Origin of the sequence: Salipiger pentaromativorans (assembly GCF_024721115.1) — a bacterium.
In the GTDB taxonomy this organism is placed as follows: domain Bacteria; phylum Pseudomonadota; class Alphaproteobacteria; order Rhodobacterales; family Rhodobacteraceae; genus Salipiger; species Salipiger pentaromativorans.
Window position 1 is genome coordinate 67,521 of sequence record NZ_JAMDHK010000006.1, and the last position, 17,924, is coordinate 85,444.

17 protein-coding genes are annotated in these 17,924 nt (G+C 58.2%); 7 read left to right on the forward strand and 10 right to left on the reverse strand.

The window, feature by feature from the left end; all coding sequences use genetic code 11:
• A partial coding sequence (cueR, locus tag M4578_RS11720) for a Cu(I)-responsive transcriptional regulator (RefSeq protein ID WP_258093565.1) occupies positions 1 to 373 on the reverse strand: 373 nt, incomplete at its 3' end.
• 12 nt (positions 374 to 385) lie between these two features.
• Complete coding sequence (locus tag M4578_RS11725) at positions 386 to 2,890, reverse strand: heavy metal translocating P-type ATPase (protein ID WP_040402909.1); 2,505 nt, start codon at positions 2,888 to 2,890, stop codon at positions 386 to 388.
• 174 nt (positions 2,891 to 3,064) lie between these two features.
• Here M4578_RS11725 and M4578_RS11730 point away from each other — a divergent pair, with 174 nt between their 5' ends.
• Entirely contained in the window at positions 3,065 to 3,262 is a 198-nt protein-coding gene (locus tag M4578_RS11730) for a heavy-metal-associated domain-containing protein (protein ID WP_009573644.1), read from the forward strand.
• Positions 3,263 to 3,350: 88 nt separating this feature from the next.
• On the opposite strand, the gene M4578_RS11735 is transcribed toward M4578_RS11730, so the two are convergent.
• The 8 genes from M4578_RS11735 to M4578_RS11770 form a co-directional block, all read right to left on the reverse strand.
• Positions 3,351 to 3,671 (reverse strand): YnfA family protein, encoded by a 321-nt coding sequence (locus M4578_RS11735; protein WP_009573643.1) that lies wholly within the window; start codon positions 3,669 to 3,671, stop codon positions 3,351 to 3,353.
• Positions 3,672 to 3,789: 118 nt separating this feature from the next.
• Positions 3,790 to 4,518: a DsbA family protein gene (locus M4578_RS11740; RefSeq protein ID WP_028095397.1), complete on the reverse strand. Its 729-nt coding sequence runs from the start codon at positions 4,516 to 4,518 to the stop codon at positions 3,790 to 3,792.
• 5 nt (positions 4,519 to 4,523) lie between these two features.
• Complete coding sequence (locus M4578_RS11745; protein WP_009573641.1) at positions 4,524 to 4,994, reverse strand: c-type cytochrome; 471 nt, start codon at positions 4,992 to 4,994, stop codon at positions 4,524 to 4,526.
• Positions 4,991 to 6,385 carry a multicopper oxidase family protein gene (locus tag M4578_RS11750; protein ID WP_028095398.1) on the reverse strand — a complete coding sequence of 465 codons (1,395 nt, stop codon included), beginning with the start codon at positions 6,383 to 6,385 and terminating at the stop codon, positions 4,991 to 4,993. The genes M4578_RS11745 and M4578_RS11750 overlap by 4 nt, the downstream gene beginning before the upstream one ends.
• Before the next feature lie 56 nt (positions 6,386 to 6,441).
• Positions 6,442 to 7,377, reverse strand: a complete 936-nt coding sequence (locus M4578_RS11755) for a c-type cytochrome (RefSeq protein WP_009573639.1) — start codon at positions 7,375 to 7,377, stop codon at positions 6,442 to 6,444.
• An 11-nt stretch (positions 7,378 to 7,388) separates the two neighbouring features.
• Complete coding sequence (locus M4578_RS11760) at positions 7,389 to 7,961, reverse strand: c-type cytochrome (RefSeq protein ID WP_258093566.1); 573 nt, start codon at positions 7,959 to 7,961, stop codon at positions 7,389 to 7,391.
• Between the two features lie 426 nt (positions 7,962 to 8,387).
• Positions 8,388 to 8,852, reverse strand: coding sequence for a c-type cytochrome (locus M4578_RS11765; protein WP_066707486.1), 465 nt, complete (start codon positions 8,850 to 8,852; stop codon positions 8,388 to 8,390).
• A 29-nt stretch (positions 8,853 to 8,881) separates the two neighbouring features.
• Positions 8,882 to 9,445 carry a L,D-transpeptidase gene (locus M4578_RS11770; protein ID WP_066707488.1) on the reverse strand — a complete coding sequence of 188 codons (564 nt, stop codon included), beginning with the start codon at positions 9,443 to 9,445 and terminating at the stop codon, positions 8,882 to 8,884.
• Positions 9,446 to 9,686: 241 nt separating this feature from the next.
• Between M4578_RS11770 and M4578_RS11775 the strand changes: the two genes are divergently transcribed.
• The 6 genes from M4578_RS11775 to M4578_RS11800 all read left to right on the forward strand — a co-directional run bounded on the left by M4578_RS11775 (position 9,687) and on the right by M4578_RS11800 (position 17,901).
• Positions 9,687 to 9,905, forward strand: coding sequence for a DUF2933 domain-containing protein (locus tag M4578_RS11775; protein ID WP_258093609.1), 219 nt, complete (start codon positions 9,687 to 9,689; stop codon positions 9,903 to 9,905).
• A 251-nt stretch (positions 9,906 to 10,156) separates the two neighbouring features.
• The gene (locus tag M4578_RS11780; protein ID WP_009573630.1) at positions 10,157 to 12,337 is read left to right on the forward strand and encodes a protein-disulfide reductase DsbD family protein; all 2,181 of its coding nucleotides are present in this window, start codon (positions 10,157 to 10,159) and stop codon (positions 12,335 to 12,337) included.
• 562 nt (positions 12,338 to 12,899) lie between these two features.
• Positions 12,900 to 14,081 (forward strand): YncE family protein, encoded by a 1,182-nt coding sequence (locus tag M4578_RS11785; protein ID WP_229861855.1) that lies wholly within the window; start codon positions 12,900 to 12,902, stop codon positions 14,079 to 14,081.
• Between the two features lie 33 nt (positions 14,082 to 14,114).
• The gene (locus M4578_RS11790) at positions 14,115 to 15,500 is read left to right on the forward strand and encodes an MBL fold metallo-hydrolase RNA specificity domain-containing protein (protein ID WP_009573627.1); all 1,386 of its coding nucleotides are present in this window, start codon (positions 14,115 to 14,117) and stop codon (positions 15,498 to 15,500) included.
• Positions 15,497 to 17,011, forward strand: coding sequence for a thymidine phosphorylase family protein (locus M4578_RS11795; protein WP_009573626.1), 1,515 nt, complete (start codon positions 15,497 to 15,499; stop codon positions 17,009 to 17,011). Before M4578_RS11790 ends, M4578_RS11795 begins: the two co-directional genes overlap by 4 nt.
• Positions 17,011 to 17,901, forward strand: coding sequence for a ribose-phosphate diphosphokinase (locus M4578_RS11800; protein WP_009573625.1), 891 nt, complete (start codon positions 17,011 to 17,013; stop codon positions 17,899 to 17,901). The genes M4578_RS11795 and M4578_RS11800 overlap by 1 nt, the downstream gene beginning before the upstream one ends.
• Positions 17,902 to 17,924 lie beyond the last annotated feature (23 nt).

Genomic DNA, 17,924 nt, shown 5'->3' on the forward strand with positions numbered 1-17,924 from the left:
GATCCGCAAGAATTGGACAATCCGGTCGGTGATCGCCAGCACACTGGTGCACGAGAGACGAAAGAGTTTCTTTCATCGACATGAGTTTAGAGATCTTTTCATCAATCTGGCGCAGGTGCTCCTCTGCGACGGCCTTTACCTGCGCACTTTCTCGATTGTCATCGTTATAGAGCGCCAAAAGCGTACGGCAGTCTTCGATTGTAAATCCCAAGGCTCGCGCTCGTCCGATGAATGCCAGCTTATGAAAATCGATCTCTCTGAAGCTTCGATACCCGTTTGCAGCGCGCAAAGGTGTTACTAGACCGATATCCTCATAGTAGCGAATGGTCTTGGCCGGCACTCCTGACCGCTCGGCAACATCACCAATGTTCATTTCTGCCTCCTCTCACTCGGCCGGGACGGGGGCGAAGTCCTCCACCCGCCCAGACTCTTGGCGCTCGTCCATCGCCGGTCTTACGCGCCGCAGCCGCAAGGCGTTCGTCAAGACAAAGACCGAGCTAAGTGCCATCGCACCGGCAGCGACGACCGGTGACAGCAGCACGGCGAAACTCGGATAAAGCGCTCCGGCGGCCAAGGGTATCAAAGCCACATTGTAACCAAAGGCCCAACCAAGGTTCTGTTTGATGTTTCGCATGGTGTGTCGCGAGATCTCGAAAGCGTTCACAACGCCGCGAAGATCACCGGACATCAATACGACATCTGCGCTTTCGATCGCCACATCCGTGCCAGTGCCGATGGCGATGCCAACATCCGCGTGGGCGAGCGCGGGTGCATCGTTGATGCCATCGCCAACAAAGGCCAATGTGCCCTGCTGGCGCAGATTTTCCAGTGCCGCCACCTTGCCGTCGGGCAAGACCCCCGCGATCACGTGGTCGATACCAGTCTCTTCGGCAATTGCTTCTGCCGTTTCGCGTTTGTCGCCGGTAATCATTGCCACCTTCAAACCCAGACTGTGCAGTGCGGCAATCGCGGCTCGGCTCGAGGGTTTGACCGGATCGGCGACGCCAATCGCAGCCACCGCCTTGCCATTGATTGCGGCGAAGAGTGCGGTGCGACCTTGCCGTGCGAGCATAGTTTCAGCCTCTGCGAGTTCACCAAGATCGATCCCTTCGCGCTGCATCATTCGGTCAGCTCCGACAACAACCTCGGCCCCGTCAACGATGGCGCGCACGCCATACCCTGTAATCGAAGTAAACGCGCTCGGTTCCGACAGTCTGATGTTTTCCGCCTGCGCGCCGCGCACGATAGCTTCGGCGATCGGGTGTTCTGATCTGGCTTCGACCGATGCGACTGCCGCAAGAACGGTGCAGCGCTCGGCTCCTTCCGCCAGCACAAGGTCGGTCAGCGCGGGACGTCCGGCGGTGACGGTGCCGGTCTTGTCCAGAGCGACAACCTTGACGTCCCCCAATGCTTGCAGAGCATCCCCCTTGCGGAACAACACGCCCATTTCAGCAGCGCGACCGGTCCCGACCATGATCGACGTCGGCGTCGCCAGTCCCATCGCGCAGGGACAAGCAATGATGAGAACTGAGACACCCGCGACCAGCGCATAGGTGAGGGCGGGATCAGGGCCGAATATTAGCCAGACAAGGATCGTCAAGGCGGCGAGGGTCATCACAGCGGGGACGAACCAAAGCGTGATCCGATCCACCAACCCTTGAATGGGGAGCTTGGCGCCCTGCGCATCTTCGACCATGCGGATGATTTGGGACAACGTGGTATCCGCACCAACACGCGTTGCTTTATAGGTCAGACTGCCCGCGCCATTGACCGTACCGCCCGTGACAGGATCACCAGCCGACTTGCCGACCGGCACGGGTTCCCCGGTGATCATGCTTTCATCGACATGGCTTTCGCCGTCCACAACCTCACCGTCCACGGCGAGTCGTTCTCCGGGGCGCACAACAATCAGATCTCCGGTGCGCAAGGCATCGATCTCGACCTCGACCGCATCGCCGTCACGCAAAATACGCGCCGTACGAGCCTGTAGGCCGAGCAGCTTCTCGATTGCAGCCCCTGTTCGCCCTTTCGCTCGCGCTTCGAGCCAGCGCCCGATCAGGATCAGGACCACGATGACCGCGGCGGCCTCGAAGTAGACAGCGCGGACGGCCTCGGGCATCAGCGACGGGAAGAACGTTGCGACAACTGAATAAAGATAAGCTGCGCCTGTGCCGACGGCGACCAGACTGTTCATGTCTGGAGCACCTTTCAGCAAGGCCGGAAACCCTTTCAGATAGAACTGTCGGCCGGGCCCAATGAGCACAGCCGTTGTGAGGATGAACTGGATCAACCAGCTGGCCTGCTGTCCTATGGTATTGTTGATCGCCATATGCACGGCCGGGATCAGGTGCCCGCCCATTTCCATCAGGAAAACCGGCAAAGCGAGTGCTGCGGCCAGTGCCACCCGGCGTGCCAACCCGCGCGCTTCCTCTTCTTTTCGCGAAGTGCGATCCTGTGTTGCCGTGGCCTCGGCCACGCTGGCTGGATATCCGGCTTGCTCGGATGCACGGATGAGGGCCACAGGGTCGGTCATGCCCTCAAGATATGTGATGCGCGCATTTTCCGCCGCAAGATTAACGTTGACCTCCAACACGCCGGGAACCAAGGCAAGTGCCTTGTCGACGCGCCCGACACAAGAAGCACATGACATGGACGCGATGTTCAGCGTCACGGATGCCGTTCGCGCTGGATACCCGAGATCTTTCAGGGCTTGGACCGCATCTTGCAGGTGGGGCGAACCATCCACGCTGAAACGCGCCGTCTCGTTCGCGAGGTTCACCGAGACATCGGATATTCCCCTCAACGCGGCTAGGCCCCGATCCACGCGCCCTACGCATGAGGCGCAAGACATTCCTTCAATCGAGAGTGTCACTTTGGATTGATCTGTCATTTCAGTCTCCTGGAATCCCATTTGACACCCCAAATAGGAGTTCCAGTGACTGGAAGGTCAATACCCAATTTGAACTTTCCTGGCTTCGCTTTAAAAATCTACGGAGACCCTTGACCTTCCCCCCACTGGAAGCCCCATCTGCACTGAACAAGCTGTCACAGAGGAGACATCGACATGAAATTCAACGTTCCCGACATGAGTTGTGGTCATTGCACCAGTACGATCGAAAAGGCGATCAAGGCAGCTGACGCAAATGCGAGCGTATCTTGCGACATTCCGGCCCGCACGGTTTCTGTTGAAGGTGCACTGTCAACAGAACGGCTGACGGCCCTGCTTCGTGAAGCTGGGTACGAAAATACCGTGACTGCCTAATCTATGGGTCATCGCACCCGTCGTGACGGGTGCGATGACCTAGCGATTTCTAGCGACGGATTTGCCTGGTTTTCTGAGGTTCCGCAGATCATGAGCGCGAAGGCAACAGGATGAGAGCACTGCCTAGGAGGCAAAGAAGAATGCCTGCAATGTCCCAGCGGTCCGGTCGGCTCCCCTCCACTAGCCACATCCAGATCATGGACGCCGCTATGTAGACGCCCCCGTAAGCTGCATATGCCCGACCGGCCATTTCGCTTTCTGCGCGCGTCAAAAGCCATGCGAAGAGTGCCAAACTTACCAGACCTGGCCCGACCAAAAGCGGCGAACGATCGAGCCGCAACCATGCCCAGAAAGCAAAACATCCAGCGATCTCGGCAAAGGCAGCAATAAGATACCAAAGGTAAGTCATCTTCTCGCCGCCTCTTTCAGTGGTAGGCCGTGCCTAGGTCTTTTGGTCTGTAGGGGCTCCGACTCATTCGCCTGCATCATTGCTCATCGGGCGTGATGTCAGAACCCACCGCAGAGTGCTAGTTTGCCGACGCCCGCACGTTGTCGACCAGTTCCGTGAGCTTATCGCTTTCCACGAAGCCTGGAACCAGATTGTCGCCGATCACAAATGAAGGCGTGCCACTGAAGCCGAGCGACTGCGTCAACCGCATCGAGGTCGCGATATGCTCTTCAATTTCGGGGCGCTCCATGTCAGTTTGAAGGCGTTCGATGTCGAGACCGACCTCTTGTGCTATCCTGAGAACGCTTGCTTCTTCCGCCCGGCCGTTCATACCCATTAGGGCCCAGTGGAATGCCTCATACTTGCCTTGCAGCCGCGATGCGAGTGCAGCTTTGGTTGCAAACACGGATCCGTCCCCGAGAATTGGCCATTCGCGATAGACCAGACGCACATTGGGGTCAGCCTCCAGCAGTGCCAGAACTTCCGGCATAGCGCGGCGACAATATGGGCAGTTGTAATCGAAAAATTCGATAACGGTCACATCCCCATCGGGATTGCCGAGAACCGGTGCATTCGGGTCTTGCTCGAGCAATTGTCGCTGATCGCGCAAGACGGTTGCCTGCGCTTGTGCCTGGGCTTCGGCGTCCTGACGTTGAAGTATTTCGACTGCTTCCATGATGATTTGCGGATTCTCGCGGATAGCCTCATATACAAGTTCCTTGACCCGCGCTTCGTCCAGGTCTGCGGCCTGCACTGCCATTGGAAGTAAGGCAAATGACGATACGAGCATCAAATTTCTGAAAATCATGTCCATTATCCCTCTTGTTCTGCTGCTGTGCGTGCGGCCTGAGCATTGCGCTCTCGCTCTGGCCAGGTCGACTTAATGAAGCCGAGAATGTTCCAAATTTCCTGATCTGTGAGTTTGCCGGCGAAGCCCGGCATGCCACTATCGAAATCTGAGCCCTGTTGTCGCATCAGTTCCGCCCCCCCGAGCTTGGTGTAGGAGAACAAAATCTGGTCACTATGGTGCCAGGTATGACCGTTGCGATCATGCGGCGGCGCGGGCAGGCGGCCATCTGAACCAGGGCTTCGCCAGTCTGGTTGCCCTTCGAGATTGGCGCCATGGCAGGACGCACAGTTTTCAGAATAGAGAGCTTGCCCCAGTTCGATATTGACGTCGTCAAACGGGGAAGAACCCTGGGAGGCATTGCCGCTGAACCACCAGGTTGCACCTAGCCCAATCAGGCCAATGGATGAAATTACCGCCAGGTAAGCTGATCTCATGCGACCTCCAGCCACGTCATCATGCCGGATGCCGCGTGCGAGAGCATGTGACAGTGAAACAGCCACTTTCCCGGATTGTCGGCAACGAAGGCGATCTCGCGAGTCTCGCCACCGAACATCAGCAAGGTATCCCGCAGGGGACCAACTTCACCGCCCTCCAGCACCTCCCGGAAATGCATCCCGTGCAAATGCATGGCGTGGGGGAAGGATGTATCGTTGTAGATCTCCACTCGCGCTGTTTCACCGCGTGACAGGCTAGCCAGTGGCTTCTCGGTCATGCCCACGGTACCATTGAAAGCCCAGAACTGGTTCGCGTCGACCAGTTGGCGGAACGTTTTTCGCTCACCCTCAAGTATGGCTGCGTCAAGGTTGCCCATTGCCCCGCCTTCCATGTTGAGCCTGATGCGTCTCGCCTGCTCCAGTCCCGGCACATCCATATTAGGGTTCGGTGGCAGAACTTGGGGGACATCCCGCACAGCGGAGGCCAAAGTGCCGGTCACGCGAAACTCGGTTTGGGCAAATCCCTGGCCGTCTTCAAGCCGCACCAGATGAGCACTTTCCCCTTCATCCGCAATGACGTCGACAAACAAATCCGCTCGTTGGCCCGGCCCAAGGATGATCGGTTCGCTGATCTCACTCGGCGTCACCAGTGGCATTCCGTCGAACGCCATCACCCACCCCTTTAGACCTGACAGGCCCAAAACAAAGATCCTGGCATTTGCCGCGTTGATCAACCGAAGCCGCATCCGCTCACCCTGGCTCACGTTGAGCGTAGAATTGAAGCTTCCGTTGGTGGCGACAAAGTTGCCACGTCGGCCTGCATGGCTACGATCATGAACGGCTTCAAAATCTGGGTCGAGTTGTGCGGTCTCCGGGTTGAGGAGCCAATCGTCAAGAATAAGGACTTCATCGCGATCAACATCCGGGGCTATCGGTTCTTCGACGATCAACGCTCCGTAGAGCCCACGAGCGACCTGTTCGACGGAGCGATTATGCGCGTGAAACCAAAAAGTTCCTGCATCTGGAACGGCAAAATCGTAGTCGAAGGTTTCGCCTGTGGGGATGGCATCTTGGGTGAGCCCGGCCACGCCGTCCATCGCATTTGATATCCGCACGCCATGCCAGTGCAGGGACGTCGCCTGCGGCAACTTGTTGACGAGCCGACGTTGAAGACGCGCGCCCTGCCGAACACGGATCACGGGGCCAGGAAACTTTCCGTCATAGCCCCAAATCTCCGTCTTGGGGTAGTCCGGAGGGGCGAGTTGTACGGCGCCACTTTGCGCTGTCATCACCTGAAATTCAGGGGTGGCTGCAGATCCGGCCTTGGGGAAGAAGCTCAACGCACTCATTGCCAACCCCGATTGAATGAATGCTCTTCTGGTGTGTGTCATTTCGTTCTCGTTTGTTGTGCGAGCCAGTTTTGGCTCACACATTGTCTCTATTGCAGTCACATGTCTTTATTAGCAGCGGCGCCCTCGCCCTGAGCGACCCGGTCGGCTCGAGGTTCGTCACCATCAAGCAAGTACACGGCCATCGCTTCCAGATCATCGGGGGACAAAAAGCGCGTATTGCCCTGCACGACCTCCACCATGCTGCCGCCGAAAGCGTCGCCTGACGGCGTCACGCCAGTACGCAACGCATAGGCGAGGTTGGAAACGGTCCAGCCGCGTTCCGCCAGAGAGTTCGGCGTGATCGAAGGCGCCTTGCTCCCCCCTGGCAATGCCTCATTTCCAGCAAAAACCGCGTCAAGCAGGCGCCCGCCTCCGATATTGCGTGGCGTGTGGCAAGCACCGCAATGTGCTGCACCTCGAACCAGCTCGCGACCGCGGTTCCATTGTGCGTTTTTCTCGTCAATGGGTTCCGTGGGTGGATCGTAGAGATAGGCCGCCCGCCATAGCTTCAGGCCCCATCTCTGATCGAAAGGAAACTTGACATCATGCTCAAGCGCTGCCTCGGCGACTGGTGGCACGGTCTGGAAAGCTGCCCAAAGGTCGGCAATGTCCTGATCCGTGAAATCCGCATAGAACGGATAGGAAAAAGCGGGATAATACGGCTCTCCGCTAGGACTAATGCCCTGGCGAACCGCCTTGGCGAACTGCTCAACCGTCCACCCCCCGATGCCGTTCTCTTTGTCTGTCGTCAGATTGGGCGGAAAAAACGTGCCAAAATCTGTCGCCAGCCCCGCGCCGCCTGCGAGTGCGGCGCCGCCAGCCTCTGAATTGGTGTGGCATGAAATGCACCCGGATACGCGAGCCAAATAGGCGCCGCGCTGGACATCACCCGTTTGCGTGATCGACGCGGGCACCTTGCCAATCGGCCAGATCACAAGGCCGCCGACCACAAGGGCGCAAAGCGCCCCTGCAGCAAAGACCAGTTTTTTCATCCGGCACATCTTTACTTCGCCTCGTAGCGGAATTTCGCGTGACATGCCGAACATGTCTGGGTCACCATGTTGAATGCCCCATCTGCGGGCATCGAGGCATAGTCCATCATCGGGCTTCCTGACGAAGTTCCCATCATGGACGAAGCTCCCATCATGCTTCCGGGGGATTGCGTGCCCATCATGGAGCCTGCATCCATTCCCGCACCTGACGCCATAAGCCCGTTGTCGGCGGCCTCGGCAAGACCTTCGCTAACCACCTTGAGCTGCTCTGCGAGCGCACTGAATTCTTCCCAATCCGACCAGATCTCGGGCTTTGCTTCCGACGGTTTCCCAGCAGACCCTTCGGGAAACAATTCGGTCATGCCTTCGCTATGTTCGACAAAGACGCGTGCTCCCGCACGAACAGCTTCAGCATCATAGGTGATTTCACCACGCATCATCGGAGCCAGTTCTTTGACCGATTGCCCCATGGCCATCATGCCGTCCATGCGTTCCTTGACGACGCCTTCCGCGCCACCATGTGCAAATGCAGCTGCGGCCATTGTCGTTCCTGCCAAGAGGCCGATCATCAGTTTGCTTTTCATCGTTCCGTATCCTGTATTTCCATGCTTGATAGATTTAATTTGATGAGGCGTGGTTGCCCCTAGGTCAGGATAGGTGTTTGGGAGGCGGGGTGTCCCTTAGGACATTCCGGTTAGAAAAGCTCTGATCTGGATGTTCGCGAGGCAATTGCGACAAGTTGGTCGAAGCTCTCGGAGCTGATAAAATGACAATTACCATATTTTTCGAGCAGTCCGGCCCCGGATCGCAATGCCCGGGGAGAAGATTATCTGCATCTTCCTCATGAGAGGTCTGATGTTTTTGCGCACTTCGTTCGGAAACTTTGGCAGCGACCGTTTCATGGCCAATTGCATCGAGAGATCCCGCCGGGAGAACGACAAATAACGCAATCGAGACCAGCAGGAGAATCTGGATCGCGCTACGGAAGATGTTCAGCCTGACGACCAAAGTCAGTTGATCCCGTTCGCGCGCTGCAGTTCGCGCACGTATCCAGCAATCATCTTCACATCACCTTGGGTGAGGCCTTCAACGGGAGGCATATTGCCAAAATTCCAATGATGAGATTGGACGCCGTTTTGCGCCGCATTCAGGAACGCGGCATCGGAATGGTGGTTCGGCTCGTAGATTTTGTGAACAAGCGGAGGAGCGACCCCATTCTGGCCTGCGGCATTTTCACCATGACAGCTGGCGCATTTTGCCTCGAACGCGCGTTGCCCCATTTGGGCTTGCGGCGAAAACTCAGCGGGAATTATTACATTGGCAATGGGCGCGCCCTGAGGAATGCCGCTCGTGTCCGGCGGAACCATTGAGTGTCCTTGAGCGGTCTGCGCCGGGGCCGGCTGCAACGCTTGCCAACCGACCGCTCCAAGGCCGAGCACGAAGAACCCGCTAACGAACCATCCCCAGAAATTCATAGTGTTTTACTCTCCTGCATGTGATCCGTTCAGATCAACTTAACCTGCGTCCCGACCGGCGTGCGATCGAAGACCTCTTCTATATGTTCGTTGTAAAGGCCGATGCAGCCGTTTGATGATCGACGCCCGATTTTCCGCGTGTCTTGGGTTCCGTGGATCCGGTAGTATTGCCACGACAGATAGAGCGCACGCGTTCCCAGAGGATTGGAGGGATCTCCTCCAGGCACATAGGCTGGCCATTCCGGATTGCGTTCCCGCATTGAAGGGGTCGGCGCCCAACTTGGATTTTCCCGTTTCTCGACAACTTCTGTATACCCGCGCTTCGTCAATTCATCAGTCAAGGGAACAGAGGTCGGGTAAATCCGCATCTCTTCATCCTCTGTCCAGTGTTGGAGCACCTTTGTGACAGTATCCGAAATGATGATGCCCTTCCCGAGACGGTCAAAGTGATCACGCCAATTGTGGAGAACGAACGACGAGATATTGCGTCTTACCACACCAGCCTCTTCCGCCCGAAGAGTGTGGGGGGTCATCAAGAATGCGCCTGAAATTGCAATCAGGCTCCGCCTGTTCAAACTCGGTCTCTCTGCCATTTGTTCGTCCTTGGTTACTCAATTGGACGAGACAGGCATTGCTCAGATGGGGCTGAATCTCAACCGCAACAGGCCGCAAGATTTGTATCGAAGTGTATCCTTGACCTTCCAGCGGGAGATCAAGCTAAACAGGATGCGTTGACCAAAATCAGAGGTGGATTCCATGCAAGAGGATAGCGAGTCAGGTGGCAATCGCCACGGAAAGTTGATGCACTGGGGCATGATGGCTTGCTGTGCTGTCATGCTTCTACCCATCGCAGCTTTCCTGATTGGCGGAGGCACCGTCGCAGGCCTTTGGGCAAACGCTACCGTCTTTGCGCCTCTGGTGCTCTGCGTTGGCGCCCATTTTGTGATGCACAAGATGATGGGGCGTTCATGCCATGGAAGCAAAGAGCACAAGCAGACCGCCCCCCAGCCAGTGCCGATTGAAGATATGACCGACAGCGCCGTCCGGCGGTAAGTCGAAATGAGAACAAGAGCGCGGCTGGCGACTGTCTTCTTGGGAGCGATTTTCGTGAGCGCTTGTTCCGGCGGACCAGTCCTGTGCCCGACAAACCCGCCGCCAACTTTGTCGACAAAGTCACCAGAGCTGGAGCTGCCCAATGGATGTCGTCTGGCAGGGCCTATCTCCAACGGTGTGGGCCAGTTGGATTGTGTAAACGGCCGATCAGGCTTTGTTGCCACTCAAGTTCAAAGCCTGGAGATAGTGCGATGACCATCTGGCGCTCGCCAATCCGTCTTGCTTTCTGCGGTACCCTCGCTGCCGCAATGTTCTGGCTCTTGATCCCCTTTGCTGCAACGGCCGAGGTATCAGTCGCCCACAAGGTCACTGCGGTGGAAGCGCGGCTGATCTCCGCCGAGGATGCCGTTTCCGCCGAAGCTCAAACGCTCTCCGCCGGTCTGGATCTGAACCTTGCTGACGGATGGAAAACCTATTGGCGTTCGCCTGGCGAGGTTGGCATTCCGCCACAGATCGACTGGAGCGGGTCGACGAATGTCGCGGGCGTTGATTTCCTATGGCCTGCGCCCGAGCGGTTCACTGCCTTTGGCATCGAAAACTTCGGCTATCATGATGAGGTTGTCTTTCCACTTCAGATCACCCTGAAGGATCCTGGGGAACCTGTCGAACTCAGAGCAAACGTCAAGCTCTTGACCTGCTCAGCAGTTTGTGTCCCCCAGGATTTTGACTTGGCACTTTCGTTGCCTCAGGGGAACTCAATCGATCAAGTCTCGGCTAATCGTATCGGGGCATTTCTCGCACGCGTTCCGGCGGAAGGAGGAGCGGCAGGCGTGACCGCCGCCACATCCCATATAAACGATGATTTCACCCGCCTAACGATAGAAATAGCTGCCACGACTGCCTTCAAAACCCCGGACGTCTTTCCTGAAATTGGTGATGGCAACACGTTGGGGAAGCCCGACATTCGCCTTGGGGCAAGCGGGCGAACGCTTTGGGCTGAATTCCCAATTCTTGCCTACATGGCAGATACAGACGCGCCGCCACGGGTAACCGTGACGGACGGGCCGGATCACGCCCTCACCGTCACGCCAGATCGGGCAACAACCGCCCCAACTCCCCCTTTCAGTATTGATCGGGTGGTCCCCGGCATTGATCAAGTGATCTGGATCGCCATCATCGCTTTTCTTGGGGGCTTGATCCTGAACGCCATGCCTTGCGTGCTTCCTGTTCTGTCGATCAAGTTATCTTCTGCCCTGAAATCCGAAGGACGCGGCAATGCCCAAGTCAGGGCAGGCTTCTTGGCCGCCGCCGCCGGAGTCATGGTCTTTATGTGGGCACTCGCGGCTGTTCTCTTCGCATTGCAAAAGATTGGCGTTGCCGTCGGTTGGGGGCTCCAGTTCCAGAGCCCAACGTTCCTGGTTCTGATGCTCCTGATCCTTGGTCTGTTCACCGCAAACCTGTTTGGACTGTTCGAATTCTCTTTGCCTGCCGCCCTGACAACGCGGTTGATGAAAGCAGGAGGTACGGCCGGGTATGGAGCGGATTTTGCCACCGGATTTTTCGGGGCGGTCATGGCTACTCCCTGCTCCGCGCCGTTTCTTGGAACAGCTATCGCATTCGCACTTGCGGGGCGGGTGATAGACATCGCTGTCGTTTTCACCTTTCTCGGGTTAGGTCTGGCCAGCCCATATCTGTTGGTGGCCATCGTGCCGAACGTTGTTCGGTTCGTGCCCAAGCCCGGCCGCTGGATGATCGCCTTGAAAGCCGGCCTTGGCATTCTCCTGATGGGTACCGCGGCATGGCTGTTCTATGTCCTGCTCGGCGTTGCTGGATCGCGCGCGGCCCTAACAGTTGCATCTCTCGGTGCGGTTATGCTCTTCATAGCGGCATCGCCCTGGGTGCCAAGATCTCTTCGCTGGCCCTTTGGGCTGGCGCTGGCGGCACTCGCGGTCGCGGCCGCGCCATTCTTGGCAACACCCGCCGCACCCGATGCCCAAGCAGGAAAAATTGCCTGGGTCACATTTGACCGCGGCGATATTGCCCGTCGAGTATCACGCGGAGAGGTCGTTTTTGTCGATGTAACCGCCGATTGGTGTTTGACCTGCAAAGCCAACAAGGCGCTCGTTCTTGAACGCGACCCGGTTCTTTCGGCATTGAACAGCTCTGGTGTCACGCCGATGCTGGCCGACTGGACCCGCCCAGATGACGCGATCACCCGTTTTTTGGAGACCAACAACCGTTACGGCATTCCATTCAACGCGGTTTATGGGCCGTCTGCTCCCGAAGGAATTATCCTATCTGAAATATTGTCGACTCAGGATGTTCTTGCTGCTCTGCACGCGGCGCGTCCGGGGGCCGCTCAAGCAACGCTCATCGAGGACGATGTGAAGGTTTCCAGATTTGGAAACACTTTGGAGCAAAGTGCCGACTGAGTAATTTCGCCTAAGCTGCGCATCAAGGACGCCGAGTCAGGCAGCATTTAACGCCCTGATTTAGATCAACCACACCATCTGGATAGCGTGTTATAATCACCTAGGAAGGACTCAAATCATGCGATCAAGGCCACATATCGATGTCAGAAGAGTGTCGCGTATTCGCGTCAGCTTCGTCCTGATATTGATCGGAGCCTTGTTTTTCGGTCTCATTGCCGATGGTTTGCATGCGCATGAGGGCGAGCCTGCCGGGTTAGAGACGCAGATTGTTCAGGTCACCGACGCAAATTCCTCCGTCCACGTTATTCTGGACGCGGATTGCGGAATTCATCCCGGTTGCGCCGCTGCTCTGATCCCTAACGGGCTTGTCAGCGCAGTAGTTTCGAACCGTAGCACGCGAATGGTAATGTCGTGGCGGCAATCGGCGTCTTTCGCCGATGACGAATTCATACACGTCCCCATTCTCTTCTGAGCATTCCAGTCAGCGAGGTAGCGAAGCGCCTCCCTTTCGGCTTTTACGCCAATCGTGACGCTTAGGTTTTTCGACAGGCTCGTAGTCTGGATGTCCGGATTCTACCTGACCGCGCTCCTCACTTCATTCGCTCCTATCAACCGTGGATCCGCCGGTTTTCTGCCCTCGCCACGGCCACCGCATGATCTCGACCAGATAAAGGTTCCAAAAATGAACATGTCGTCCCGCATCGCCTATACGCTCGCCACTTTGTTCGTGTCAGCACCAGCTTTGGCCGCTCCGCCTACGGTCTTCATTCCAGAGGGCAGCGCCAATTCAGTCCTGATGGTTCAGGCGGAGACTGGAAAAGTCCTGCGTCGGATCAATGATGTCGAGGCGGTCCACGGTCTCGCAGGCGCACCCGGCGTGCCGTATCTGGTCGCCGGCAGCTATTCGGAGATCCCGCGCGAGGATGTCGCGTCGCTAGAAAAGCCCTCCACCGTGTCTGCAGACGATCACGCCGCGCACCACGCACCAAAGGCCGCGCCAATGGGGCCACCGGATGCCGGGATCAGTCTTCTCTCGATTCTGGACGCAAAAAGTGGCGATATCCTCCGCCGGATAGAGGTGCCGGGTGCCGTACATCATACGGCAGTTTCCCCTGATGGACGCTTTGCCGTTGCGACCCATCCGGCAGGTGACGGAATATCGGTGATTGACTTGGCGACTTTCGGCATGACGGCATTTGTCCCGACTGGATCGATGCCGAACTATGCAGCGTTCGGAACTGATCCAAATCTCGTCTACGTCTCCAACACCGGTAACGGAACGATCAGCGAAGTAGATCTGTCGCGGGGTATCGTTCGTCGCAACTTCATTGCAGGTGACACCCCGGAACATATGGCGGTTTCGCCCGAAACTGATCGACTCTTTGTCGCAGACGCGGACGCAGGTCAGGTTCTGGAACTGTCTTTGAGTACCGGTGAAAAGCTGCGGACCTTCGAAATTGGCGGCGAGATTCATGGACTGGGGCTGTCAAATGATGGGGCAACTTTGTTCGTCGCGGGTAGGGGAGAGGACAAACTCGCCTCAGTTGCACTCGCTACCGGGGAAGTGCGCACAGCCACGCTTGCACCAGAACCCTACCACCTGACGGTAATTCCAGGCTCCGACATCCTTTATGTCTCAAGCCGTGCAGAGCCCGTGGTTTGGCTCATCGATACCAGCTCACTGCAAACGCGTGAAACAGTTTCTGTCGAAGGAGAAGGACATCAGATGGTGGCGCTTCCCTGAAGGGCTGCCGATGGGAATGAAAGGCACAGGATCATGGCACAGGACACTCGCCCAACACTTCGTTTTCTGGGAGCCGCCGGAACAGTAACCGGATCGCGCTATCTGATTGAAACCGGGGATCGCCGCATTCTAGTTGATTGTGGCTTGTTTCAAGGCTTCAAATCGCTGCGGGACCGCAACCGCAAGGCGTTTCCGGTACGCCCCACCACCATTGACACCGTACTTCTGACGCACGCGCATCTCGATCATTCAGGCTATCTGCCTGCGCTGATCCGCGGCGGGTATCGAGGGAAGGTGATGTGTACCGAAGCGACGGAGGAACTCTGCGGCCTGATCCTGCCGGACAGCGGCCATATCCAGGAAGAGGAGGCACGTTTTGCCAAAAGGCACCGATACTCCAAGCACAAGAACCCCAAGCCGCTCTACACGTTGAAAGATGCTCAGGCGGCGCTTGAGCATTTGCACAGAGTTCCCTTCAACAGCACAGTCGATGTTGGTGACGGAATATCCGCAGAGTTCATCCCGGCGGGCCATTTGCTCGGTGCGGCGCAGATCCGTATCAGACTGCCAGGAAGGACAATCCACTTCAGTGGCGACCTCGGCCGACAGAACGACGCACTGATGCGACCGCCACAACCGTTCTCAGGTGCGGACGTGTTGGTTTGTGAATCCACCTATGGCAATCGCCATCACGCAGCCATCGACGCGGAGGAAGAGCTTCTGCCAATCCTGAAACGTGTTTTCGGGCGGGGCGGTACGGTTCTCATCCCCTCATTCGCGGTTGGGCGCGCGCAGGGGCTTATGTATCACATTGCACGCCTGCAAAACCGCGGCGAGATCCCATATGTGCCGGTTTATCTCAACTCGCCAATGGCGATCGACGCGACCGAAATCTACCACGGCCATCACGAAGAACATCACGTTGCCTGGGAGGATTGCCTTGCGATGTTCCAGATCGCCAAGCGGGTCACTTCGGTCGAGGAGTCGAAGAAGCTGAACACGCAGCATGGCCCGATGATCATCATTTCGGCGAGCGGCATGTTGACCGGCGGGCGGATCCTGCATCACCTCGCCAGCTTCGGCGGCGACCCGCGCAACGCAATCCTGCTGTCGGGCTTTCAGGCTGGCGGTACCCGCGGGGCGGCACTGGCCGCTGGCGCGGACAGTCTGCGCATGTTCGGTCGAGATTTCCCGATCAGGGCAGAGGTGATCCAGCTCGAAGCCTTTTCCGGACATGCCGATGCCGAAGAGTTGCTGGCCTGGATGCGCGCGTCGGATCGCGCGCCGCGCATGACCTATGTGACTCACGGCGAACCTTCTGCCTCGGACCGGCTGCGCTGGCGGATCGAACATGAACTCGGCTGGCCTGCCCGCGCCCCCGAACACCTCGAAACGATCCGGCTGGACAATCCAAAATGACAGAAATCGACAATACGCTCGCCCTGTCCCGCGCGGGGATCGACACTTACCGGCAACCCGTTGTCTTCATGCGCGAAGACTGCCACGTCTGCCGCGCCGAAGGCTTCGCAGCCCTGACCCGGATCGAGGTCACGCTCGGCGACAGGTCGGTGATTGCCACGCTGAACGTGTTGACCAATGGCGACTGGCTGCCCGACGACACTGCCGCCTTGTCGGAAGAAGCCTGGGCCGCCCTGAAGCCCCAACCGGGGGACCGGGCAAGTTTTACGCACCCGGAGCCACCGGACTCCGTCTCAGCGATCCGCGCCAAGGTCTATGGAGAAACCCTTGAGCAGCAAAGGTTCGACGCAATCATTCGTGACGTCCTCGATCATCGTCTCTCCGATCTCGATCTGGCAGCCTTCATCACCGCCTGCGCGGGCGACCGGCTTTCGATTGCGGAAACCATCGCACTGACCCGATCCATGCAGGCGGCGGGCGAAACGCTGGATTGGGGCGGCGCCGAGATCTACGACAAGCATTGCGTCGGGGGGCTTCCAGGAAACCGCACCACGCCGATCATCGTTTCGATCATCGCGGCGGCGGGGCTGATGATCCCCAAGACCTCTTCTCGCGCGATCACTTCCCCCGCAGGCACGGCCGACACGATGGAGGTCATGGCTCCCGTCTCGCTCGACATCCCCGCGTTGAGACGCGTCGTCGAGGCTGAGGGCGGGTGCATCGTTTGGGGGGGCAACCTCGCTCTCAGCCCTGCGGACGATGTTCTGATCCGGATTGAACGGCCACTCGATTTCGACAGCGACGGACAGCTGGTGGCGAGCGTCTTGTCGAAGAAGGCTGCGGTCGGTGCGAAGCGCGTGCTGATCGATGTGCCCGTCGGACCAACGGCCAAGGTCCGCTCGGCGGAAACCGCCGCTGCGCTGGCAGAGCGGCTCCGCGCCGTTGGCAAGGCCATCGGCCTGACGCTCTCGATCCATCAAAGCGACGGGACTGCACCTGTCGGACGCGGAATTGGACCCGCACTTGAAGCCCAAGATGTCCTTGCCGTGCTACGCCGCAACGAGAACTTCCCTGTCGACCTGCGCGACCGTGCACTCGACATCGCTGGAGCGCTGCTGGACCTTGTCCCCGAGACGGGCGGCGCGGGCGGGCGAAAGGTGGCCGCACAGCTGCTCGACAGCGGCGCTGCCGAGGCGAAGTTCATTGCGATTTGCGATGCACAAGGCGGTTTCACTGAGCCCGGTGAGGCGCGTTATCATGCGGTGATCACCTCCCGCACGGCGGGGCGCCTCATTGCGATTGACAATCGCCGCATCGCGCGCACAGCGAAACTCGCCGGCGCACCGCGGCAGCAGCTCGCAGGGCTGCGCCTTCTGGTCCAGATCGGTGACCATATCGAATTTGGCAAGCCGCTGTTCGAGATCCACGCCGAAACGCTGGGAGAACTGGAATACGCCCGCTCCTATGCCGAGGCGCAATTGGGACTTTGCACAATTGAGGAGGCAAACTGATGACCATTATCGCCCCCTTTCCCGGCATGGAGCCATTGGCGCGCAGAATGGCGGCGACATCCGGTGCCGAAATCCAGCCGGTGGACTTGCACCATTTTCCCGATGGTGAAACCCTCGTGAAGCTCGGCGGCGATCCTGCAGGACGCGAAATCGCCTTCCTCGCCACGTTGCGCGATCCTGATCGGCTGGCGTTGCCTCTGCGTTTCGCAGCTCTGACGGCGCGCGAACTTGGGGCCGCGCGTGTGGGGCTGGTCGCGCCCTATCTTGGCTACATGCGCCAGGACAAGCGGTTTCATCCACGCGAAGCTGTGAGCGCCCCGATCTTCGCGGGATTTCTTGATGAATGTTTCGACTGGGTGATGACCGCTGACCCCCATCTGCATCGCAACCCGAGCCTTTCAGCGCTGTTCCGCATTCCCGCATATCGTGTCGCCACAGCCCCTCTGCTGGCCGACTGGATTGCGGCGAACGTTCCAGAGGCCGTGCTCCTTGGGCCTGACAGCGAAAGCCAGCAATGGGTGGCTGAAGTCGCCAGGCTCGCCGGACGCCCCTACGAAGTGCTGACAAAACATCGCTCCGGGGATCGGCAGGTCGAGATCAGCCTGCCGGGCAGCGCCGTTTTCCGACAGGGGACACCCGTGATCCTCGATGATATCGCCTCGTCCGGACACACGCTGATCCGAACGCTCGAACAACTCGAGCAGGCCGGTGCCCGACCTGCGACTTGCGTAATTATCCACGCGGTTTTCGCACACGGCGCAGAGGAAGCAATCCGCCATGCCGGTGCCGCGCGGATCGTCAGTACCGATACGATTCCACACTCAACGAACGCAGTCTGCGTCGGCGAGCTGTTAGCGACAGAAATGAAAGTTGCTCAATGCGCCACTTGACCTTCCAGTTACTGGAAGAATTA